The organism is Anaeromassilibacillus sp. SJQ-1 (assembly GCF_046693725.1).
Lineage (GTDB): Bacteria > Bacillota > Clostridia > Oscillospirales > Acutalibacteraceae > Anaeromassilibacillus.
The window spans coordinates 188,021-211,497 of the sequence record NZ_JBKEIV010000048.1 but is presented as its reverse complement, the minus strand read 5'-3'; the positions used below and the strand labels follow the sequence as shown (position 1 = coordinate 211,497).

General features: G+C 47.8%; 19 protein-coding genes and 1 tRNA gene. 8 read left to right on the top strand and 12 right to left on the bottom strand.

What is annotated here, in order from left to right:
• The first annotated feature begins 608 nt into the window (after nt 1-608).
• Nucleotides 609-1,178: an energy-coupled thiamine transporter ThiT gene (gene thiT / locus ACGCCZ_RS14570; RefSeq protein ID WP_054323817.1), complete on the top strand. Its 570-nt coding sequence runs from the start codon at nt 609-611 to the stop codon at nt 1,176-1,178.
• A 161-nt stretch (nt 1,179-1,339) separates the two neighbouring features.
• The gene (locus tag ACGCCZ_RS14565) at nt 1,340-1,825 is read left to right on the top strand and encodes a hypothetical protein (RefSeq protein WP_054323816.1); all 486 of its coding nucleotides are present in this window, start codon (nt 1,340-1,342) and stop codon (nt 1,823-1,825) included.
• A gap of 232 nt (nt 1,826-2,057) precedes the next feature.
• Here ACGCCZ_RS14565 and ACGCCZ_RS14560 read toward each other — a convergent pair whose 3' ends face one another.
• The 11 genes from ACGCCZ_RS14560 to ACGCCZ_RS14510 all read right to left on the bottom strand — a co-directional run bounded on the left by ACGCCZ_RS14560 (nt 2,058) and on the right by ACGCCZ_RS14510 (nt 15,002).
• Nucleotides 2,058-2,729, bottom strand: a complete 672-nt coding sequence (locus tag ACGCCZ_RS14560) for a hypothetical protein (RefSeq protein ID WP_054323815.1) — start codon at nt 2,727-2,729, stop codon at nt 2,058-2,060.
• A 48-nt stretch (nt 2,730-2,777) separates the two neighbouring features.
• Entirely contained in the window at nt 2,778-3,365 is a 588-nt protein-coding gene (locus ACGCCZ_RS14555) for a hypothetical protein (protein WP_054323814.1), read from the bottom strand.
• A 402-nt stretch (nt 3,366-3,767) separates the two neighbouring features.
• Nucleotides 3,768-4,136: a hypothetical protein gene (locus ACGCCZ_RS14550; RefSeq protein ID WP_152918339.1), complete on the bottom strand. Its 369-nt coding sequence runs from the start codon at nt 4,134-4,136 to the stop codon at nt 3,768-3,770.
• A gap of 2,358 nt (nt 4,137-6,494) precedes the next feature.
• Nucleotides 6,495-6,746 (bottom strand): DUF2007 domain-containing protein, encoded by a 252-nt coding sequence (locus ACGCCZ_RS14545; protein WP_082402153.1) that lies wholly within the window; start codon nt 6,744-6,746, stop codon nt 6,495-6,497.
• A 9-nt stretch (nt 6,747-6,755) separates the two neighbouring features.
• A complete protein-coding gene (locus ACGCCZ_RS14540) occupies nt 6,756-7,499 on the bottom strand; it encodes a hypothetical protein (RefSeq protein WP_411656388.1) in 744 nt (247 codons plus the stop codon).
• Nucleotides 7,500-7,799: 300 nt separating this feature from the next.
• The gene (mfd, locus tag ACGCCZ_RS14535; protein ID WP_411656387.1) at nt 7,800-10,709 is read right to left on the bottom strand and encodes a transcription-repair coupling factor; all 2,910 of its coding nucleotides are present in this window, start codon (nt 10,707-10,709) and stop codon (nt 7,800-7,802) included.
• A complete protein-coding gene (locus ACGCCZ_RS14530; RefSeq protein ID WP_411656386.1) occupies nt 10,634-11,290 on the bottom strand; it encodes a hypothetical protein in 657 nt (218 codons plus the stop codon). Before ACGCCZ_RS14530 ends, mfd begins: the two co-directional genes overlap by 76 nt.
• 754 nt (nt 11,291-12,044) lie before the next feature.
• Nucleotides 12,045-12,653, bottom strand: coding sequence for an aminoacyl-tRNA hydrolase (pth, locus tag ACGCCZ_RS14525; RefSeq protein WP_411656385.1), 609 nt, complete (start codon nt 12,651-12,653; stop codon nt 12,045-12,047).
• A gap of 301 nt (nt 12,654-12,954) precedes the next feature.
• Nucleotides 12,955-13,911: a ribose-phosphate pyrophosphokinase gene (locus ACGCCZ_RS14520; RefSeq protein WP_054323807.1), complete on the bottom strand. Its 957-nt coding sequence runs from the start codon at nt 13,909-13,911 to the stop codon at nt 12,955-12,957.
• 52 nt (nt 13,912-13,963) lie between these two features.
• The gene (locus tag ACGCCZ_RS14515) at nt 13,964-14,227 is read right to left on the bottom strand and encodes a hypothetical protein (RefSeq protein WP_411656384.1); all 264 of its coding nucleotides are present in this window, start codon (nt 14,225-14,227) and stop codon (nt 13,964-13,966) included.
• Nucleotides 14,121-15,002 (bottom strand): sugar phosphate nucleotidyltransferase, encoded by an 882-nt coding sequence (locus tag ACGCCZ_RS14510; RefSeq protein WP_411656383.1) that lies wholly within the window; start codon nt 15,000-15,002, stop codon nt 14,121-14,123. Before ACGCCZ_RS14510 ends, ACGCCZ_RS14515 begins: the two co-directional genes overlap by 107 nt.
• Before the next feature lie 338 nt (nt 15,003-15,340).
• Between ACGCCZ_RS14510 and ppdK the strand changes: the two genes are divergently transcribed.
• From ppdK to ACGCCZ_RS14490, 4 genes are all read left to right on the top strand, one after another.
• On the top strand, nt 15,341-17,968 hold the full coding sequence (gene ppdK / locus ACGCCZ_RS14505) for a pyruvate, phosphate dikinase (RefSeq protein WP_054323806.1): 2,628 nt from the start codon (nt 15,341-15,343) through the stop codon (nt 17,966-17,968).
• 442 nt (nt 17,969-18,410) lie between these two features.
• Entirely contained in the window at nt 18,411-18,644 is a 234-nt protein-coding gene (locus tag ACGCCZ_RS14500; RefSeq protein WP_054323805.1) for a helix-turn-helix domain-containing protein, read from the top strand.
• 570 nt (nt 18,645-19,214) lie between these two features.
• Nucleotides 19,215-20,354 (top strand): DUF5050 domain-containing protein, encoded by a 1,140-nt coding sequence (locus ACGCCZ_RS14495; RefSeq protein ID WP_411656382.1) that lies wholly within the window; start codon nt 19,215-19,217, stop codon nt 20,352-20,354.
• A gap of 248 nt (nt 20,355-20,602) precedes the next feature.
• Nucleotides 20,603-20,677 (top strand) — tRNA-Arg (locus ACGCCZ_RS14490).
• Between the two features lie 141 nt (nt 20,678-20,818).
• Here ACGCCZ_RS14490 and ytaF read toward each other — a convergent pair.
• A complete protein-coding gene (ytaF, locus tag ACGCCZ_RS14485) occupies nt 20,819-21,463 on the bottom strand; it encodes a sporulation membrane protein YtaF (RefSeq protein WP_054323803.1) in 645 nt (214 codons plus the stop codon).
• 222 nt (nt 21,464-21,685) lie between these two features.
• Between ytaF and ACGCCZ_RS14480 the strand changes: the two genes are divergently transcribed.
• Together ACGCCZ_RS14480 and ACGCCZ_RS14475 are read left to right on the top strand one after the other, a co-directional pair.
• Nucleotides 21,686-22,198 (top strand): ferritin, encoded by a 513-nt coding sequence (locus ACGCCZ_RS14480; protein WP_411656381.1) that lies wholly within the window; start codon nt 21,686-21,688, stop codon nt 22,196-22,198.
• A 107-nt stretch (nt 22,199-22,305) separates the two neighbouring features.
• On the top strand, nt 22,306-23,157 hold the full coding sequence (locus tag ACGCCZ_RS14475; protein ID WP_411656380.1) for a trypsin-like peptidase domain-containing protein: 852 nt from the start codon (nt 22,306-22,308) through the stop codon (nt 23,155-23,157).
• Nucleotides 23,158-23,477: the final 320 nt, after the last annotated feature.

The window sequence follows — 23,477 nt, the reverse complement described above, 5'->3', positions numbered from 1 at the left end:
ATCGTGAATATTGCGGATTAATTTGTAATAGGGGCTGCGAAAATAAGGCAGACGCCGCAGAATGTCATTACAGTGGGACCCTGTTTAGAAAGAACGGTCATCAAATGCAGAGAAATAAGATGTGCCGGCTTTTCAAAAAGGAGCGTTATCCGTGAAATCCGGCAGGAAGCTGACGTTGCCAACAGGCGGATATGCCCTCCATGTAGGAGATAGGGGGTGATCACTTATAGGATGGATGCTTAGAGGAACCCAGAATGCGGAGTTCAGACATCTCAGAGGTTGTCCAAACGGATTTGTCTCTGCATTTTCAGTTGGGACGGAATATAGTGATTTGTTTTCGGGAGCGGTTCTTATTGACAGATCGGATAAAAGACAGTATGATAAAAATAAATTGAATAGGGGTGCTGGGTATTCCCGGCTGAGAGAAAACGAATAGACGTTTTTCAACCTTACCTGATCTGGATAATGCCAGCGTAGGAACAGAATGCAATTTACGCCTCGCGGTATCCGCGGGGCGTTTGTTTTATGCACCCGGATTCAATCAAACCGGCATCCACCGGCCGTAATAGGTGGACATGCGGAGAGTCCGTGTGCAAAGGAGGAAGTTCATGAAAAAGAACAGTACAACCGTTATTCTGGTGGAAAGTGCGCTGATGATCGCGCTTTCTGTCGTGCTCGATTTCTTTAAGCTGTGGCAGATGCCATTTGGCGGTTCGGTCACCTGTGGAATGGTCCCGCTGGTGTTGCTCTCGTTTCATCGAGGTCCCAAATGGGGTGTTGGCGCCGCATTTACCCATAGCTTGATGCAAATGCTCATGCGGTTTGATGCACCGCCTGCCAAAACATTCGGTGCATTTGCAGTGGTGATTTTAATGGATTATGTCATCGCCTTTACGGTGGTCGGTGCAGCTTCCATTTTTGGCAAGCCATTTAAAAATCGGAGTGTAGGGATTGCGGTTGGAAGTTGTGCGGTGTGCTTAATCCGTCTGTTGTGCAGCTTTATTTCCGGTGTTACCGTATGGCAGGAATATACACCGGAGGGTTGGGCAGTTTGGCAGTATTCCTTGGTTTACAATGCGGCCTATATGATTCCGCAGATGGTGTTGACCGCAATTTTGGCAGTTGTTCTGATGGCTGTCATTGACCGCTACGAAGGACAAAAAACACGCATTGCTTAATGCAGAACGGGAAGATCCCCTCACAGAAAGAAGTGTTCGTTTACTGGGAGGGGGTCTTCCTTTTTCTGACTATTCGCACAAAAAGGGTAGACTTTGAACGAAAAAGATGATAAAATAATAAAACATTCTATGAATTTAATTCTAATGGAGGAAAGGATCTTATGAACAGGACAAAGACGTTTCAGAATATTGGTATTCTGATGCTTACATTTCTCATGGTATTTGCAATGGTTGGCTGCGGCGGAAATCAGGAAGAGAAAAAATGGGAAGAGGATGTCACAGCAATTATGAACGACATCACAACCTCCCAGACCGACTTCAATACGGCGTTGGCGGGAATCCAGCCGGGCGAGGCGGAGTCCCAGACAGCCATGCTCAATGCAATCGATGCGCTGGAAGAGGACTTCAATGCATTAAAGGCGGTAGAAGCCCCGGAGAAGTATCAATCTGTGCAGGAAGAGTTCAACGCGGCTGTTGACAAAGCGCTGGAAGGTACGGCGGCGTTCCGCGAGATGGCAAATAACCTGGGCGATGGAGGCGATTTGGCCGTTGTAAGCGATAAACTTTCAGAAGGCCAGACGAAGTATGAGGAGTTCCTGGAGCTTTGGCAGGCGGCGGTCAACGATCTTGCGGAGATTGCAGGCTAAATTCGAACAGGTACCAATATGAAGGGGCTGTTGCAGAGGATTCTGCAACAGCCTTTTTCTACTTCTGCATCTATGAGAGCTTTTTGTATCTTTCTGTATTTGCTTAATAAAAGACGAAATAGAGAAAACATTGGCAGCACAAAACGATGCTTTACTAGAAAAATAGCAAAAAGCTCCGCTGCAACTTGTGAACGATTGCAGCGGAGTCAAACACATTTTCTGATTCATTTCCTTACTGGTTCAATAAAGGCCTGTCCATTTTTGCGATAGGAGTCTCCGCCGTAGAAGTTTTTTTCGGATTCTTTATCCGAAAATGCCACTTCATAAACCACCATACAGAGAAGACCATGAAAAAATATTCAATCATCACACGACTAAGGAACCAGTATACAGGACCATGGGCTATGTATCTGGGTTTCATCATGGGAAACAGCTGAAAAAGGCACTCTGAAAGATACTCACTTGCATCTACCAGGATGTTAAGCGGAGATCGAAAAATCCAAAAGAAGGCATCATGAAATAATAAAAGTAAAAAGGCAAAAACAAGGAGAACCGTACTCATGATTCTCTTGGTATTACAGATATGCTTTATCTTTTTAATGGCCTGCGAATTTCCTGTAAAAATACAGTCCTCCCATTGAAAAGCCCCGCTTTGTGCGCTGTTTTCCAATTCCTTCCTGCTCTTCCACGACACGCGCAAGGAACCTTTTCCTACAGTAAACAGGCAATATCCTGCAAAAACAGCGAGAACCAATAAGATGGAATGTTCGATTAATATCCTTTGGACGAGGATTGACCAATCGCTGCTCTCGGGAAGCAAGGTGTCAAGGAACTGTATCAATACACCAGCGAGACAGGCGAGAACAAGAGTAACAATGATGCCAATCTTCCTTGTACGGTTCAAAGCTTTTCCTCCTTTCGGGAGGAGATCGTTTTCATACGATCCACTCCATTAGGTCCAGATGGATACGGTCATGTAGTCGCTTGCGCCGCTTGGACCATATTTAGCTATGGCGCTAGCGCTGCATCCAACACTGTCGGCTGTTATATTCACAGACTTGCTGAAGGAATTGCCGCTAATTGAAGTTGTTTTTTCGTTATCTTGTTCACCGTATTTTACTTCTCGGTTAGATAAATATACACTAGAGCCATATGAGTATTTGACACTTACGTTTGTGAGTTGATATTGGACTCCCCTGTCATAGTAGGTGATGGTGGCGGTTACAGAAGCGTCCATTCCACTAGCGTCTTCCGTATTGGTGTCCGTATGTTTTCCTCTAACAGTCAACCGATAGAGATCATGATCATTTGAAGCACGAGTACTAGAAGAACACTTTTCTAGTGTAATGGATTCAAGAGGTATTTTTTCTGTGGACCCATTTTCGTGGGTAACTGTCATAGAAGCCTTTTCCGATAAAGATTGAGGGACAGAAATTTTTTCAAAAGAAATATCCGATGCATCGTTTGTTACAGCCATACTTGGAACATAAAATGATAGACAGAATACAATCAGTAGGCAAACAGAAAGAAACTTTTTCATAGCGATCCTCCTTAATCATAAAATTGCTTTTTGTAATTTTATGCTTTTTTAATTTTTATAAAGTACATTGGACTAATCACACCTTCTGGATATATTTTACAGAACAATAATATATCTATTGCAGAAATATGTCAATATAGTCCGGTATATTTTTATATTAAATTATAAACAATTATTTATAAGTAAAATTGTGTATTATTTTTAAAATGAGACAAGATATTCACTGTTTCAAATCAAAAAATTATCCCTTAACAGAATAAAATTGACATTCTGTTAAGGAATGTGTTAATTGTAACAATCTTTCACTAATTTTATCATAAACAATTTTTACCTACTGTGAAACTCTAACAGCTGGATGGGATCAAACTGACTACAAGATACGCCACAGATGCCAGGAGATTGCTAGGAGAGTGCCCAAAGAGGCGAATGGGATTTCTCGGCAAACAGACGCAATAGCACTTCATAAAACGCCTGGTTTCGTTGCCCAAACCGCCCAATTCCACAGGGCGAACCTTCCAGATTCATTTTCCCTTGGGAATTGACGCTGTAGGACACGGCATCCAGGGTGCCGTCCGGTTTCTCGTAACTGAGATAGATGTCCAGAAAAACGATTCCGTCATTTTCAACCAGATTGCCATTGTCGGTGATGCCAATCCAGCTTTTCCAGTTCACCTTCCGGTTGACCGGGTACCCGTCCAAAAACGATGCGAGATCCTCCAACTCAGAGGGGGATTTGGTAAAGACACTGGTTGTAGTAGTTTTTGGGGGCACGTCCTCCGGCTGAAACGAAACTTCGTATTTCAGAATACTTGCGGATATAAGGGGATTTCCCCCGGCTAGATCGTCCACGGCGAAGGGGCGCGTGTAGAAAAAATAGGCGGCCAAGAGGAAACAGAGAAGGGAAACGAGCAAGACCTTTTTGTATTTGGAATTTTGCGATCCTGTAAGTTTCAAGAAAGTTCCCTACCTTTCCAGTATGGCGTAGGAGGTAAACGGAAACCCGTTGAATGGGCCACATGAATCAAAGCGATGCAGCTCAACTGCCGCTTTTCTACGGGGAATTTGTTTGCGCATAAATATTGCATTTATCATGCATACAGTTCACCAGCGACCGAAAAAGGAGTTAAGGAACTCTATATCCAAGATCGAAGAAATGATTGCAAAGATATATGGCTTGATCTTCAAAGCGATCAGGATCAACAGCAATAGGGAAGTGGAAATATCCGGCCGTCAGGAATGATGGAGATTTTCACGCTTTTGAGCTGGGCCCATCCTCAAGAGGAATCCCCCGTTTCCTGAAAAATGCTTTGAAAAGGACTACACCAGACAGGACATCTAGCAGTGTGATAGTCCCGCTTTCGGGAGCCAATACTGGATAGAACATTCCCCAATAAAAAGCCGAGGTAAGTCCAACCAGACAGACAAACAATAAAAGAAAACCGAAGGAAAACCGGTGCAAGCGTCCCTCGCGGGGAACCACCAAGAGGCACAGGATAAAACCAAAGGCGATTTCTGTGACAAATACAAACACCCATTTTATGACGAACCATTGGGGTTCGTAGGTAAGGGCACGTTGTTTGTCAAGCCATTCGACCAACCAGGATTTTAGGAAAATAAAAAGTATCAGAATCAACCCGAAAATATACGCGTTGGTTCGCTTATAGAAAGCTCGTCCTTTTATACAATGCATGGTATCCCCTCATTTTGGCTGGATGCTTTCCCAAAGTAATACGCCGCAGACGTTTTAGCGGGCCTTTTCACATGAGCTATCATATACGTATCATAAGCGGCGGTATTTCTAGGGAAGGACGTCTTTTAAGTCATTCATTTATGAATGGCTCTTTTTCTTTTTAATTTTCAAAATAAAAATATGCAATAAATTTCCGAATTAAGATTTTTGTTATACCCTAAGCCGGGAGATTATCAGAGAGTTGTCTTCTACAGTTTTGCTTAAAACGATTTGGGAAGAAATGTGAAAGAAATCTTTTGCGAACAAGATGTTTCACTTAGTATGAGTCTTTCCGTTCATTTTTTCGCTTACAAAAGGAAACTTCATATACAAATTAAAGGTGCAGCTAAGTTAACCAAAAATAGGAACCGATTAGCAAACAGAGACAGATCACAGAAAATCCCGTAAATAATAAGAGTTTCCATTTGTTTATGGTCGTTCGATCGTTTTGCCATAATATGGTATACTGGTAGATCCAGACCATACATACGATTGCTGTTGCAATAAACCCAAGGACAAAGCGAACCGTACGGGAAAAGTTTGAACAAGCGCATACCAATATGAGAATAAACGCGAAGTATTTTAGGAAATTACCAATCTTATTCGTTTTTTCATTTGTTCCCATCATCATTTGACCCTCGAAGATTTGTGTATCACTTGTTAAATAGCAATTCTTCCGGTATCGCTGTAGATGGTAGTTATCACCATTGTTTTATAGTGGGAGAATTCGCTACCAACTTCAATTTCCCGGCATCGCTTTTGAATGGTTATACATAAATATGTACGGAGCTTAGGTCATCTTCTATATAGGAACGGACAACAGCTCCACCGGTACAAACAGGCTGAATCGCAGGATGAGGAATAAAAAGACCAATTACAGTCATTCATGTTGCACTTATCCTAGCCTGAAATTGTTTCTCTGCGCATAAGGGACATGGATCAAAAAGTTTTCTGAAACGTCCTCAAACCATGTTTTTGTGTTTTCTGTGGCAATGGGATGACTGCCGCGACTCATCAAGGGAACTTTTATGCGAACAGTCAAAACGCAAATAAAAATGACATCACAAGACATCGTCAAAAAAATATTTAAGAAATAAACTTTTTTATTCTTGTTCTCTGCTTATTATAAAGCTTAAGTATATTTTTATTTACGACAATAAACTTGTTATAATCGTAGTTCTAAATTGAAAATATATGAACTACTCAGCTCAGTCCAAAATTACTCTATAATTAAAATAATAAGGATTATATGAAATTTGTCAATAAAACGTCGAATAAATTCACGGACACTCTGCAAATTTGTTGAATGTACATTTTCTTGTTAGAAATATAAGATTTCTATCAAAAATAGACTTCCGTCACAGGATAGTATCCATATCCTGTGACGGATTTGTGTACATTTAACGCATTTTTCTCAAAACCAGTTGTGCCTTGGGAACATCTTCTCTATTTACCAATAGTTCGACAAAGTCTCCGCGGAGCGGATGAGATAAAGCTGGTGTACGCACGCCGTAAACCCCTCGAGCGAGATTTAAATACTTCACACGAAAAGGAATATGGTTGTTCTCTAGCAAGTTTTTCGCTTCAAATAATAACTTTTGATCGTCGCTGGAAAAAATGGAAACTTGTTTCCTAAAGATTATTTCAATCACCTCTTTGTTTTAATGGAAAGGAATTTGAACGGAAACACTGACTCCTCGGGTACAATAGCAGGTGTAGGTAACTCCACTGTCTGACCATGGTACAACAGATTCTCCTTCCGTCATCATTCTGTAATTAGAAAATCCTGGTTGTGAAAATTCAATTGTGTCGCCATATACACCTCTGCCAGCTTCGCTACCTAAATAATACCTTTGACCGGTAATTGTCCACTCTAATTGAGAAGTTTGAGGATTAACACCTTCATTATGAATTGCCTTCGCACTACCGGTTGCACTATGAAGATGATATCCTTGATCGCCTTCATTGGAGTATTTAACGGATAATGTAGCCTGGACGGCTCCAACACAATCGGTAGCCTGATCGGATTTAGTAAGTAAAGATTCTCTCAGAGAAGAATCTGTAAATATATTACTAACTTCCTGTGGGGTTAATTCCAAACAGTAGAATTCAAAACTACTGTCACAACTCTTAACTTGATATAAACCATTCCGTTCTATCTTCTTTTGTGAATTACTTTCGTCGTATTTTACACGATATAAAGTATTGGAGTCTAAATAATATATTGTATTTGATTGGGAATCGTTCTTAATTATATTAGCACTTTTAGGAAGAGAAATTATTAAATTGGGGGTGGAAAATGTTTCAGACAAATTTATAGAATTATATGCATCTGCCGAAGCTGGGATAGAAATAACACAACAAATCATTACTAAACATAAAATCAAAGAAATAAACTTTTTCATTTTTATTCTCCTTTATTTAAAATGATTGATAAATTTTCTCTATATTTCCAGTATATTTGCATTGGACTAATCACACCTTTCTTATTTAGAAAAGTTTCCAATATAATAATACATAAATAGCATAATAAGTCAATAAAAATCACAAATATTTTATATATAATTATATACAATTATATATAGATAAAATTGTTAAATATTTTTCTATATAGAAATCAAATAAATATTATTCACGTTTTGACGAATAAAAACCCGACGCACGGGATAATACGCCATGCGTCGGGGGAGATGCTTTCATACGATTTATTTCTTCACACTTTTTCGTGCGTCCTCCATCAAATTCAAGGTTTCGCCTAGCACATCCAGAGGAGTCATGGGGGAAACAATCTTCACGCTGATGTACGGCTTTCCGCTTGCATTGAGTGTCACACGCTTCTTGAGCGTGGAGGTCAATGCCGCCATCTGCGCCATGTCCGCGGAGTTCTTCAGACTGAACCCCGGCTTATACAGCAGCAGGCAGTCGTCGCGCTGCTTGACCTCGCTGATGCCCAGGCCGGAAGCCAGGTTGCGCAGCAGCGCCACTTCGATCAGGCCGTTGACGCTCTCCGGCGGTTCGCCAAAACGGTCGATCAGCTCGTCGGTCACATCCAGCGCATCGTCGCGGGTGCGGATATCCGCAATGCGGCGGTAAATTTCCAGCCGCTGGCTGAGATTTTCGATGTACCGGTCCGGAATGTGCGCTTGAATCTGCATATCCACCAAACATTCCTGTCCGTATTCCTGCACGTCCTCGCCTTTTTCGCGGCTAATTGCTTCACTTAGCAGACGCAGGTACATGTCGTAACCGACGGTTTCCATATGGCCGTGCTGTTCACCGCCCAGAATGTTGCCCGCCCCGCGGATCTCCAAATCGCGCATGGCGATTTTAAAACCGGAACCAAACTCCGTAAACTCCCGGATTGCGGACAGCCGCTTTTGGGAGATCTCCGAAAGCACTTTATTGGGGGTAAACGTCAGGTACGCATATGCACGCCGCGAGGAACGCCCTACGCGCCCACGAATCTGATGCAACTGGGAAAGGCCCATACGATCTGCATTCTCTATGATAAGCGTATTGGCGTTTGGGACATCCACGCCGGTTTCGATGATCGTGGTACACACCAACACGTCAATTTCGTGTTCCAGAAGCTTCCGCCATACCTCGGACAGCTCGTTTTCCGCCATTTTTCCATGGCCAAATCCCACGCGGGCCTCCGGAATCTGCGCCTGGATTCGCGCAGCGGTGCGTTCGATGGAAGCTACGTCGTTATGGAGATAATAGACTTGCCCCCCACGCCGCAGTTCGCGGCGGATGGCCTCATTGATGACCGCATTGTCGTGTTCCAAAACATATGTCTGCACGGGATGGCGGTCATGCGGCGCTTCTTCAATGACGCTCATGTCGCGGATACCCGACAGTGCCATATTGAGGGTACGGGGAATGGGGGTTGCGGAAAGGGTCAACACGTCTACATTGTTGCAGAGAGATTTCAATTTTTCCTTCTGTGCGACACCGAAACGTTGCTCTTCGTCGATGATGACCAAGCCGAGGTCTTTGAATTTGACGTCCTTGCTGACCAGCCGGTGGGTGCCGACGATCATATCGACCTCTCCGCGCTTGAGCCTGCGGATGATTTCCTCCTGCTGCTTGGGAGTTCGGAAGCGTGAAAGCAATTCTATGCGGACCGGGAACCCCTCCATCCGGCGCGTGACGGTTTGGAAGTGTTGCCACGCTAAAATGGTTGTGGGCACCAAGAGTGCGCACTGCTTGGAATCACACACACATTTGAACGCGGCGCGCAGGGCAACTTCCGTCTTTCCAAAGCCCACGTCGCCACAGAGCAGCCTGTCCATGGGCGCTTCCCGCTCCATGTCGTTTTTGATTTCTTCGATGCAGCGGAGCTGGTCTTCTGTCTCGTCGAATTCAAAATGGGATTCAAAGTCGCGCTGCCATTCGTTGTCCTGGGAGAAGGCATGCCCTTTGGCCTGCATACGGTCGGCATAGAGCTTAATGAGCTCCTTTGCCATATCCTTAACCGCCGTACGCACTCGGGCCTTAGTCTTTTGCCACTCGGTTCCACCCAACCGGTTCAATTTGACGCTGGCGTCCTCGCGCGGACCAATGTACTTGGAAACCATATCCAGCTGTGTGACCGGGACATAGAGCGTGTCCCCCTTGGCATATTTCAGCTTGATGTAATCCTTGACGACGCCATGCATATCGATCTTGTGGATTCCTTCAAAGACGCCGATTCCATGTGACGCATGGACCACGTAATCGCCCGGCTGCAACTCTGCAATGCTGTAAATTTCCTGGCTGTTTTTCGCTCGCTTGGGCTTTCGTTGTTTGGCGGTCAACAGACGTCCATGGGTGATAAGACCAAAGAATGCGCCGGGGAATTCCATACCTGCCGACAGAGCACCGGAGGTCACCACAACGGTTCCACGTTGGATGGTCTGTGGATTGTCTAAGTAGGCGACGGGCAACCCGGCTGCCTGTAAATCTGCGGTTACAGTGCGTGCACTGCGCTCGTTGCCAGCCAACACCACACAGGACCACTTGTTGTGCAGCATGTTTCGGAGATCTTCCTCTAAAAGCTGCGTGCTTCCGCCCCACACAGAGAGCTGTCTCGCTGTCACACCGATGAGTGTGCGGATAGGGGTATCGTAACTGCCACGGGCAAAGGTATCCAGATAGACGGTATCATGTGAAAATTGCCCCAGAGCATATGTCCAATCGGCGCTGTAGGTATCGAGTCCACGGCAAAGGACGCCTTCTTCCAAATAGTCCTTGAGATCTTCCCCCCACTGGAAGGCCGTACTGCGGGCGCGATCCTTGACTTTTGCCCCTTCGCTTACGAACAGGAGCATATCTTCGGTCCGATAGTCAAACAGAGTGGCGGTTTGTGTATAGAGTAGAGGAAAGAATTTATCTGCACAGCCGAGGTGTACGCCTTGCTCCAATTTTTCCGCCTGTGCGAAGAGGATTTCTTTGGCCTTAGGAGCCGCTTTCCCACGCAAAGTAGAAGCAAGTTTCTGAATCTTTTTGGAAAGAATCTGTGGATCGTCAATCAACGCTTCCACTGCAGGAGCAATGGTCAACTTGTCGATTGACTCGGTGCGGCGCTGTGTCTCCAGATCGAAAGAGAGAGCGTGTCGATCTCGTCGCCCCAATATTCCAGGCGTACAGGATTGGAAGCATCCGGAGTGAAGATGTCCAGGATACCGCCGCGCTGAGAAAATTGCCCGGTTCCATCGATTTGAGCGGCGCGCTCATATCCACAGGCGAGGAGCGCGGAAACCACCTGTTCCATGGGGATGCTCTGCCCGGCTGAGATGGTGACCGTGCGCTTGCGTAACTCTTCTGGAGGGATCGCATACTGCAACGCGGCATCCAGGCAGGCGATCACGGCATCGCATTCGCCGTTAAGAATGCGCGCTAAAGTCTGAATGCGCTGATGTTCGTATTCATGGGAGGCACCCTCCGCGTCTCGGAAGGTAAAGTCGCGCATGGGGAATACAAGTGGGTGCATTCCCATGGCGGAGAGATCGTCACAAAGACGCTGCCCTTCACTCTCATCGCCTGCAAGAATGAACGCCCTGCGGTGGTGATTGGTACAGAGTGTGTAGATAAAGGCAGCTTTGTGTACACCGGACAGCCCGTTAACGGCAGCAGGAAGCTGCCTGCCCTGGACAGCTTCATCCAGCGTTTGAAATTCTTTTAAGTGGTTGAGGGCGTTGAGAAGAAATTTCATATTGACTCCCTATAGATGTCTATACAAGCAGAACCTTTGCTGTTTTAGGTTATACAAATTGTATAGTAAAGGCAAAAAATTACTATTTAACGGAATATTAATGGAAACGCATATCGGTATATCTCGCTTCCTCACGCTTATGCTCTACCTTAAAAAATACGGACGAGATTGATAAAGCCCTATGCCCATTGGCATCCAAAGAGGATGGGATTGAAAGGGCTCAAAAAGGGAAAAATCGCTGGAAGAGACAGCAAGCTCAAAGAAATCTGTATAATATCATATAAATAATACTATTTGTATGAATGAAAAAGGTACTAAACAGTCTAACATAATATGTTTATCGAACGAGCATGCGATTAAGAAGGAGTGAAAATCGAATTTCAGGAACAAAACAGAACGAAAAATCGGTTGCCGCTCGTCCTAGCGGCAAAAGCGGATGCAGAGGATCTCCATTTATCCCCGGCGCCTTTCCGTACCGAGGGGATGGGCGGCCGCCACAGGGAAAGAAAGAGAACGAATCGGTTCAGCTGTTTGACAAAAATAAAGAGGATACATCCAATCCAAAAATTTGCAGCGATGGCCATCGAAACCGGTGGAAAGAATCGGCGCGCAAACGAATTGCTTGGGAGGAGGGCCTTTCCATTCATTGTCTCCTATCCTCTCTATAAGACGTTCCACTTTGCCCGATCGATACCTGCCGGAACCCACCATCTTGCCCATAGTCGGAACAAAAGCCCGTGAAAAGCGGCAAAAATCAATTAAAACGGTTCATTGCCTCTGCGTTTTTCCCATTGACCATCCATTCCACTGCTTCAGCTGCATGGTCGAACACTTCGGAAAGCTGCTTCATCTCCTGCTCTGTAAAACGGCTCAACACCCAGTCGGCCAAATCCCAGCTTGGATTTGGCTTTGCTCCAATCCCGAGTTTTATCCGGGGAAAGGTATCTTTTCCGCTCAAATATATGATATTTTTCATGCCGTTATGCCCGCCGTCGCTTCCCTTCATGCGAATACGCATGCGTCCGACTGGCAGCGAAATATCGTCGAACAGGATGAACACTTTTTCTGCCGGGAGCTTATAGAAGTTCATTGCCTCTTGGACGCTTTGCCCGGAGAGATTCATGAAGGTGGAAGGCTTGAGCAACAGGACGCTTTTTCCACCAACCTGTGCGCGTGCGCAGAGCCCTTTGAATTTCAGACGATCGATCTCCACACCCGCCTTCTCTGCAATTCGGTCAATGGCCATAAAGCCCGTGTTATGCCGGGTGCCCTCGTACTTGCTGCCCGGATTTCCTAGCCCGACGATGAGATATTCCACCGGACCAGTCAGAGGCGCGGGCCGCCTGAATAACTTTTGAAACATAAAAACTCCCTTTCTATTGCCGACGGCGCAATTCCTTTTAGCGCCGGATATTTGATGCCAGCAAATGGATGCGGCATTCCTGGAGACGATGCCCGTCCTGATGAAGCGCTTGCCATACGGAAATGGACGGCGGGTCCCATACAGCGTAGTCCATCCTCTGGGCCGGCGCGTGTTCAGTATGGAACCCGGTGAAGTTTGCGGAAAACCGTCGATTTTCCCGGACAGAAGAAGCAGGCGGGATAGCTGTGCTACCCCGCCCGGTTGTATACGAAACAAAGGAAAACCGTCTGCCTACGCCCCATTATACGAACATCGGGCTGACCGGCTTGTCCTCATAGATGCGCTCGATGGCTTCCGCAAAGAGGGGGGCCACCGGCAAAACGGTAAAGTTCGGAAGCGTCTTTTCCTCCGGCAGTGGAATGGTGTCCAAAAGCACCAATTCTTTGATCGCGCTGTTGCGGATGCGCTCGATCGCCGGACCGGAAAGGACTGCATGCGTCGCACAGGCAGTGACATCCTTCGCGCCCTTTTCCATGATGGCGGCGGCGGCGTTGCAAAGGGTACCGGCGGTATCGATCATATCGTCTACCAGGATAACCTTTTTCCCTTCCACACTGCCGATGATATTCATCACTTCGCAGACGTTGGCCTTTTGGCGGCGCTTGTCTACAATTGCCAGGCTACATCCGATGCGCGCGGCAAAATTGCGTGCACGCGTGACGGAACCCAGGTCGGGGGAAACGACAACATATTCATCGCTGTTCTCACCCACACGCTCCTTCATGAAGGAGGATAGCAGCGGCGCGCCCAACAGATGGTCGACCGGGATATTGAAGAAGCCCTGAATCTGGGCTGCATGCAGGTCCATGGTCAGAAGGCGGTCCGCCCCGGCGGTTGTGAGCAAGTCTGCAACAAGCTTTGCAGAGATCGGATCGCGGGCTTTTGCCTTGCGGTCCTGCCGGGCATAACCAAAGTAGGGCATAACAGCCGTGATGCGGGCGGCGGACGCACGCTTCATGGCGTCGATCATAATCAGTAGCTCCATGAGGTTGTTGTTGACGGGTTCACAGGTGGATTGTACGATAAAGCAATCAGAACCGCGCACGGATTCAAACAGAGAAACCGAGATTTCCCCGTCGCTGAACGTGCCGACCTCGCTCTTGCCCATGGACAATCCCAGGCACTCCGAAATCTGCTTTGCCATGCGCTGGTTGGCGCTTGCGGCAAAAATCTTGATGTCCTTGCCATGAAAATTCATTTTTGCTTCCCCCTATATTTGTATGACTCTTCCCTCTTGGAAGTCCCCGGCTTCAGGAATTTCCAATCACCGTAAAAGGCACAACGGCCTGGCTGGCTGAAATGTTGGTGCGTTCGCAGGAGGCGAAACACAGCGACGCGCCATCGCCCACCGTACAGTCTGTGAGGACAACGCTTGGACCGATGGTGCAATCCGCCCCGACCGCCGTGTTACCACGCAGGATGGTGTTCGGCAGGATGCGGGTGGAACGTCCAATGGAGACGTCCGGCCCGATCAGAACCCCGTCGGTGCAGGGAATCTCCACGCCCGCCAGCATCTGGGCGTGCAAAATCCGCGCCCTGGCGATTTCGTTCAGGGCGTTCAGCTGCACGCAGTCGTTTGCGCCCATCACCGCAGCCGGATCGGATGCGATGTAGGCTCCCGCGTTTTTGTTCTGTTCGATCAAGAGGCGTACTGCATCGGTGAGGTAATACTCGCCCTGTGCATTGTCGTTGCGGATACTGCCTGAAGATGGAAAGCAGATCGTCCGTGCGGAACCAATAGGCCCCGGAATTGATCTCCCGGACGGCAAGGGTAGCTTCATCGGCGTCCTTCTGCTCCACGATGGCGCGGACCAAACCGGTCGACGGATCGCGCACGATCCGTCCATAACCGGATGGATCGTCCAGCTCTGCCGTGATGACGGTGACGGCATTTCCGTTGCACACATGGGCGCCAAGGGCTGCTTCCAACACCTCTGCGCTGACGAACGGCGCGTCTCCATTGAGGATAAGCGTGTTTCCGCCGCTGTGCGCACGCAAAAACGGTTCCGCCATCATAACCGCGTGCCCCGTTCCGTGCTGTTCGGCCTGCAATACATGGTGCAGCCGTGCTCCGCCGGCTTTTTCCGCCGCTTGCAGGTAAGCTTCCACTTGCTCGTGCTTATGTCCCGTCACCACGCACAGTTCCCTCACCCCTGCGCCCTCCGCGGCGTCCATCACCCACTGCAACATGGGTTTGAACAGCACGGAAGCCAGCACTTTCGGATGATTTGATTTCATGCGTTTTCCCTCGCCACCGGCAAGGATAACGGCACAAGTCTGCTCTGGCATAGGCAAAATCCTCCGCATAAACTTTTGAAAGTTCCAATTGTGCAAGGCCGCCTTCCCTGTGTCGGCCTTATGCACGAAAACGCCTGGTTTGCTTAGGCACACCCGGCTCTTGTTATTATTATCTCATATGTACGAAATTTTTCAAGCACTAATTCGCGTTTCCCACCGGTTTTGTGGAACTTCCTCGGTTTTGCGCCGGAAAATTTACAATTCTCGGTGGGTTTTATTGAAAAAGAACTGGTAATCCCGCGCCTTTTTTGATATAATACGGGGAGAGCAATTATGAGAGAGTGTGTGACCTGTGCTCGTTATTTATTTTATTTAGGAGGTATATGTTCATGAGCCATAAGTATGTCTACCTTTTCTCTGAAGGAAATAAGGACATGCGTGAACTGCTCGGCGGCAAGGGTGCAAACCTTGCTGAGATGACCAAAGCAGGGATGCCTGTTCCGCAGGGTTTCACCATCAGCACGGAGGCGTGCACCCAGTATTATAAGGATGGCAGAAAGATCAACGATGAAATCCAGGCCCAGATCTACGAGTATCTCGGCAAAATGGAAGAAGTTTGCGGCAAGAAATTTGCGGACCCGGAGAACCCGCTGCTGGTTTCCGTCCGTTCCGGCGCCCGTGCTTCCATGCCTGGCATGATGGACACCATTCTGAACCTCGGCCTGAATGATGTTGTGGTTGAGGGACTGGCGAAGTTCACCAACAATCCGCGTTTCGCATACGACTCCTATCGCCGTTTCATCCAGATGTTCAGCGATGTTGTCATGGAACTGCCGAAGCCGGAATTTGAAAAGATTATCGATCAGAAGAAGGAAGAGAAGGGCGTCACACAGGACACCGAGCTGGATACCGAGGACATGAAGGACCTCGTCAAGCGCTTCAAGGCCTTCTATAAAGAGAATAAGGGCGAGGATTTCCCGAGCGACCCGAAGGTTCAGCTCATGGAAGCTGTGAAAGCGGTTTTCCGTTCCTGGGACAACCCGCGTGCAAACGTATATCGCCGCATGAACGAGATTCCGTACGACTGGGGTACCGCTGTCAACGTACAGGCCATGGTGTTCGGCAACTCCGGCAATAACTCTGGCACAGGCGTTGCGTTCACCCGCAACCCGGCGACCGGCGAGCGCAAGCTGTTCGGTGAGTATCTCATCAATGCACAGGGCGAAGACGTTGTGGCCGGTGTCCGTACGCCGTCCCCGATTAGCCAGTTGGAGCAGGATATGCCTGAAGTGTACAAGCAGTTTGCGGATATTGCAAACCGTCTTGAGAAGCATTACAGAGATATGCAGGATATGGAGTTCACCATCGAGAATGGCAAGCTCTATATGTTGCAGACCCGTAACGGCAAGCGTACCGCAAACGCAGCTCTGAAGATCGCCGTTGACCTCGTGAACGAGGGCATGATCGACGAGGAAGAGGCTGTTCTGCGCGTAGAGCCGCAGCAGCTCGACGCACTGCTGCATCCGCAGTTTAACGCAGAGGCTCTGAAGAAGGCTACGGTCGTCGGCAAGGGCCTGGCTGCTTCCCCCGGCGCTGCTTGCGGCAAGGTGGTCTTCACCGCCGAGGACGCAAAAGAGTGGGCCAAGAGAGGCGAGAAGATCGTCCTGGTTCGCCGTGAGACCTCTCCGGAAGACATCGAAGGCATGCAGGTTGCTGAGGGTATCCTCACAGTTCGCGGCGGCATGACTTCCCACGCAGCAGTTGTTGCGCGCGGCATGGGCACTTGCTGTGTATCCGGCTGCGGCGAAATCAACGTCGATTATGATGCAAAGAGCTTCACTCTCGCTGGCAAGACCTATAACGAGGGCGATTACATTTCCATTGACGGCTCCACCGGCAACATTTACGGCGAAGCCATCCCGACCGCTCCGGCTTCCATCGCTGGCGACTTCGGCGTATTCATGGGCTGGGCGGACAAGTACCGCAAGCTGAAGGTTTGCACCAATGCGGATACCCCGCGCGATGCGCATCAGGCTCGCGAATTTGGCGCAGAGGGCATCGGCCTCTGCCGTACAGAGCACATGTTCTTTGAGGGCGAGCGCATTAAGGCAATGCGTGAGATGATTATTGCGGACAACACCGACGACCGCAAGAAGGCTCTGGCGAAGATCATGCCGTATCAGCAGGGCGACTTTGAGGCTCTGTTTGAAGAGATGAACGGCTATCCGGTCACCATCCGCTTCCTGGACCCGCCGCTCCACGAGTTCCTCCCGACCAAGGAAGAGGACATCGCAGAGATCGCCAAGGAGCTGAATGTGTCCGTCGAGAAGGTTCATGAGGTCATCGAGAGCCTGCACGAGTTCAACCCGATGATGGGCCACCGCGGCTGCCGTCTGACGGTCACCTATCCGGAGATCGCCGAAATGCAGACCACCGCTGTGATCAATGCAGCGATCAACGTCCAGAAGAAGGGCGTGAAGGTTATCCCGCAGATCATGATCCCGCTGGTAGGCGAGGTCAAGGAGTTCGACTTCGTGAAGAAGATCGTTGTCGCTACGGCGGACAAGATCATTGCAGACTCCGGCGTTGAGCTGAAGTACGAAGTCGGCACCATGATCGAGATCCCGCGCGCTGCCCTGACCGCAGACAAGATTGCGGCAGACGCAGACTTCTTCTGCTATGGCACCAACGACTTGACCCAGATGACGTTCGGCTTCAGCCGTGACGACGCAGGCAAGTTCCTGGATGCTTACTATGACAATAAGATTTATGAGTCCGATCCGTTTGTGCACATCGATGTGGATGGCGTTGGCCGTCTTGTAGAGATGAGCGCAAAGGCTGGCCGCGAAGCAAATGCAGCCCTCCATCTGGGCATCTGCGGCGAGCACGGCGGCGACCCGACTTCCGTCGAGTTCTGCCACAAGGTTGGTTTGGACTATGTCTCCTGCTCTCCGTTCCGCGTGCCGATCGCGCGTTTGGCTGCGGCGCAGGCTGCTGTTAAAGAGAAAAGAGCGTAATAAAACGAGTTAACAGGATAGCACACGGTTTCAGAACGAGGGTATCCCAAAAGTCATGAAATGACTGAAGGATACCCTCGTTTTTTAAACCCAGATATTTTTCCAGACAGAAAGAGGGCGCCCCTTTCCTATGAATCGAAAAATTCGTAGTTTTGGGACACCCTCTTTTGTCTGGTTTGCGCTGAAAACAGCATTTGTAAACGTTAAGCCTGCGGGCAATTGCTCCTAGGTGGGACAAACTTTACTCAAGCGCTTGGTAACATAAGATACAGGGGATCGCAAGGAAATAAATGGCCTGCCATATGAGGAGCCACATGAAAACACTTCCTTTTTTCGATGGTTTTCTTCATTTTACTGCATAACGCGGTATTCGTCAATACTGCAATTTGCGGTAAGAATGAATAAAAAACAGGACTGCGTTATTCTGATGTTAGGTGATCACATGTATCAACGTATCAGAGATTTACGGGAAGACAGGGACCTGACACAGGCGGAAATGGCGCAAATTCTTTATTGTTCCCAGCAGGTTTACAGCAATTATGAGTTGGGACAGAGGGATATTCCCACAAAGGTTCTCATCAGCTTGGCAAAGTACCACCAGACGACGACCGATTATCTATTGGGCTTGACGAATTACCGGGGAATTCCAAAGGAATATACGGAAAAATCCGAATAAGGATAGGATGGGCCACCGATGTATATGCCAGGAGAAGCGCTTTCTTACTCAATGGATCAACAGGCGATGCAAAACCGCTTTTCCAGGGAGGAAGGAAAGTGATCGAAAGTCCTCAGCGTACAGCTGGGGACTTTTTTCTTACCATACAAAAACCGCCGGCTGTCGGTGCTTACCTGTTTCCTGTAGCAATATATTGAGAGGGAATGTCCCAAAGGCGATCGTTATAGGGGGCTTACAAGCTGAGAAATGTTGGAGACGAACGGAGCGATCATAACAGGGAGTCTGCAAATAAAAAGTCAAGCCCCAAATGAAAAAAATTGAGAGCTTGAAAAAGGGTACGACAAAGTAACCAGTGAGCGAAATATCCATCGGCGGAGGCGAAGATATAAGGAATGTAAGATGTCTTATAGAAAGATGATATAGGGCTCTTTCCAAACAATATATAGATTTTTGCTGTGTCTGCGCAGGGTTGGTCCGGAAAAAAGTCCCATAAAATTTGGGAACATATGTGTAACGCCCTGTGCTACAATAACAATAAGAGCCCGATCAATTTTGAAGGAGGAAATGATTATGAAGAGGCGTGGACGGCTTTTCGTCTCCCTATTGTGTGCATTTTGTGTCGCATCGATGCCTGTGACTTGCGCATGGGCGGAATGTGCTACACAAAGTGACTCGAATCTTTTGTCCGTTGAAAAATCTACCGAAACCTTTGCGGATACAGCCGTTTTAACAGAAGGAACGGCTTTGGGAAATTTGGCAAATGGCGGGACCTGTGTGGCCGGCGGTGGATATGTATTTTATGTACGCAATGGAGATATCTGGCGTATGGCGCCGAACGGCTCTGGGGACACCTGTATTCGGGCCGCGGACGGTACGGGTATTTGGAACCTCAGTTATCGAGACGGCTGGCTCTATTATGCCCGGAGCGATCAGGGGATTTACCGCTGTGATATATCTGGCAAGCAGACCACCTGTTTGGTAAAGCTTCCCGGCGTAATCGGCCAATTCTGGTTGGATAAGGATCAGATCGTGATTGCCTGCGGTCGGGATTCGGTCTATGATTTCTACCGCTGTGCGCTGAACGGTACGGGTTTAACAAAGACCTGTACCAATCCAGGTAGATTTATGTATACCTCCTTGTCCTATGCAGACGGCTGGCTCTATTTTATGGGCGGAAAGTTTGGCGAAAGTGATGCGGTCTTATATCGGATGAAGCCCGACGGGAGCGGAAAAAGTCAAGCAGTCCCTGGAAATGTAGACGATGATTTCTACATTATGGACGGTAAGTTGTATTACCAGGAGGTCTTGAACTATCATGCGGAAACAACAAGCGATGATACCACATATTATACCGGAGAATATGGGGATTTTTATGTGAAAAATCTGTCGACTGGAGAGAGCACTCGGTTGATGCAGCATTATATCGTTGAAAATAACGAGTATGTGTTTTTAGATTTGGAAGGCGCAGCGTATGGAAAACTGTTTTTCGATAAGGAACAGACGCTTTATATGACGGATGCGAATGGAAAGAATGGCAAGGTGTTGCCTTCTCCGGCTCCGTCCTTTTGGGATATTCAGTATGCTGGAGGGTGGATTTTCTGCCGTGGATGTGATACGCCTTCGACCTGGGTGACCCCGAGCAACGCCTATCGAATGCAGGAAAATGGAAGTAATAAACTAAAGCTGTACAACGCTTCGATTGCAATATAGGTTTTGATGATAGGGGATAGATGAAGAAGTGGGGATGCTGTTCGAGGAATGGCGTCTCCACTTTTTCATAGGGGACGAGGGGATTTTCCCTAGGAGTAAACCTGTGGAAATATTGACAAGCTTTGGCAGACCACCTATAATATAAAAACAGGTGTATTTACCTCTATAAAATTAGATGGATAGAATGAACCCTTTTTAAAATCGAAGGGGCCAAACCCAATTGGGCTTGAAAACAGAATATTTTATATGCCTCCATAGTTAAATGGATATAACGAGCCCCTCCTAAGGGCTAATTGTAGGTTCGATTCCTACTGGGGGTGCCAAAAGGGACAACACGGTTCATTGAACCGTGTTGTCCCTTTTTGGCAAGAAACTACCACCGAGAAGGGAACTTTCCTGAGAATGTGCTGTACATTGCAGAAAGCGAAGAGCTGTCTCATCGGAGGAGGACGATGGCAGGCATCCTATGTAAGCTTTAAGAAGGCCAACACCATTAACAAAAGCCCACTGACCCAGGACAAATCCAAGGGAACCTTCTCAGCAACTTTGTTCCCCACCAGACACCCTAGACAGACGGCGGCGACATTGATAATCAAGGAAAACAGAATGGCTTGAATAGGATTAACATCGGAAAGAGCCGCACCAAATCCTACCGCCAGCCCGTCGAGAGACAGTGCAATTGCTAGGGGCGCTGCTTCTTTTGGGGACAAACTTTTGGAGCAGTCGCTGTCCGCATTTTCCGGATTGGCATATACATCCAGTATGAAACGCAAATGCATAGCGGAAAAAGAGATTTTCTTGTGACCCCCCTGTGAGCGCCGGATAAACGATTTGATGGCGCTGTCGCACAGCTTGACAATACCGAGCACAAACAGGATAGCAAAGCAGAGTAGGCCGGCAAAATGCGTTGGCATAAATGGCCGGATTAGTGAGCCTAGAAAGAGAGAGACTGCGAAGATTGCGCTACAAATAATGCTGATGACTGCCACGGAACGTAGGGGAATTTTGATTCGGTTGGTTCCGTAAGCAAAACTGGCGACAAAAGCGTCCACAGAAAGAGCTGTGACAAGAACCAGTATTTCCACAGTAGAAAAGAATGGATTGCCCAAGCAATCACCGCCTTTAGGCTTTTTCTCTATACTATTCTGAACGAGAAAAATGGTGACAGGCGATGTACAGCTAGATTTGCTTTAAAGCGGATTGACCCGATGTGTATCTTAACATTAGGAGATATGTTGGAAAACCCCTGTGTTTGTCTAACGATTTAAACAGGCTTGCTGCTTGCGGTACAGGATACTTTGTACTATAATAACGGTGGAGGTGATTGGTTTATGTTAGATGTAAAAATTAAGGATCTTTTAAACCAACAAATCAACAAAGAGTTTTATTCTGCCTATCTGTATCTGGCTTTCTCCAACTACTTTTCGGAGAGAAATCTGAGCGGCTTTTCCAATTGGTACCGCATTCAGGCGCAGGAAGAGCGCGATCATGCAATGCTGTTCCTGCAATACTTGGAGAACAATAGCGAGACGGTTGTGCTGGAGGCTGTGGACCGTCCGGAACAGGACTTCCAGGGTGATATGGCGGTTCTCGAAAAGGGATTACAGCACGAACGCTATGTCACGGATTTGATTCACACCATTTATGATGCGGCATATTCGGTCAAGGATTTCCGCACCATGCAGTTCTTGGACTGGTTTGTCAAAGAGCAGGGCGAGGAAGAGAAGAATGCAGAGGACCTCTTAAAGAAGATGGAATTGTTTGGAGGGGACCCGAAGTCTCTGTATTTGCTCGACCAGGAGTTGGCAGCGCGCACATATGCAGCGCCATCTTTGGTCCTATAAGACTGTTGTTGAGGAAGCTCCCGGCCTATGTGGGGGCTTCCTTTTTTATACTTACATGCTATGCGAATCGTATCTTTGCGGAAAAATAGAGGAGGATGGGGAGAGCAATGAAAAAGATCGCATTCTTTTTGGCCATGTGCGTGGGCCTGGGAAGTTTGACCGCTTGTATGCCGTCGCAGGGACAGAGAAAGGAAGAACCGGCAGGACTGACTGAGACAATGATGGAATTGTCAGGCGGACATATGCTTGAAGATAACGATGGGATGCCGGTCCCAGATACGGATTATTTACCATTGCCTTCATTTGGGACGTTGGAACCTGGATCGGTCTTCAATGTAAATTGGCGGACGACAGAGGGGGAATATATGGCGGGTACAGCCTTTGTAGCACAGATTGAAGAAAGCGACCAACCGCTTCTTCTGACGGCCTGCCACTACTTTTCTTCCGACGAGGTAGAGGTTGACGAGAAGAATTTGAGCAGCTACGTACAAGGTGGGGACCTGTATGACATCTTCGACAGCAATGTCGAAACGATATATGGTACAGTTTCAGGCGTATTACCGCTTCCGGATGCGGCGTCCATCTCAGAAACTGGAAAGGCGGGAAAGGATCTGGCAGCCTTTTATGTGGAAAAGGGGGATAATGTAAAGAGCTTTTCTTTGGCGGAAGAACCTTGCCAGAGCGGCGATGTAATCTATTTGGCAGCATACATCAATCCAGATGATACATTGTATTATTACGACGATTGCCTATACCCCTGTGTGGTCATCTCCGACGACGGGGAGGAATTGGAATATGTGCTCAGTGATGAATTTGGAACACAGGGAGCCAGCGGCGCACCACTTCTGAATGATAAGGGGGAAGTGGTGGGAATCCATATTGGTTCCGATGGATCACATCGATATGGACATTCTGCACAGAGCATGAAAGCGCAATTAAAGAACGCGATGGAAAACTGAAAAAACGCCCGGGCAAAGAGCGGTGAGATTAGAAACTTTTAGGGACAGCCCGCAGCTATCCTTTCTATTTTCTTAAAGCAGCGCCCTAAAAGGCACGTTGAGATGGAAAGAACCTGAGTGGGACGCGAATAGCAATCTTCCCTAGGCGGATTGTTAGCCGCCCCTACAGGTTTTCTTAAAACAACGCCCTAAAAGGCACGTTGAGATGGAAAGAACCTGAGTGGGCGCGAATAGCAATCTTTCGTAGGCAGGTTGTTAGCCGCCCCTACAGGTTTTCTTAAAACAACGCCCTAAAAGGCACGTTGGGATGGAAAGAACCT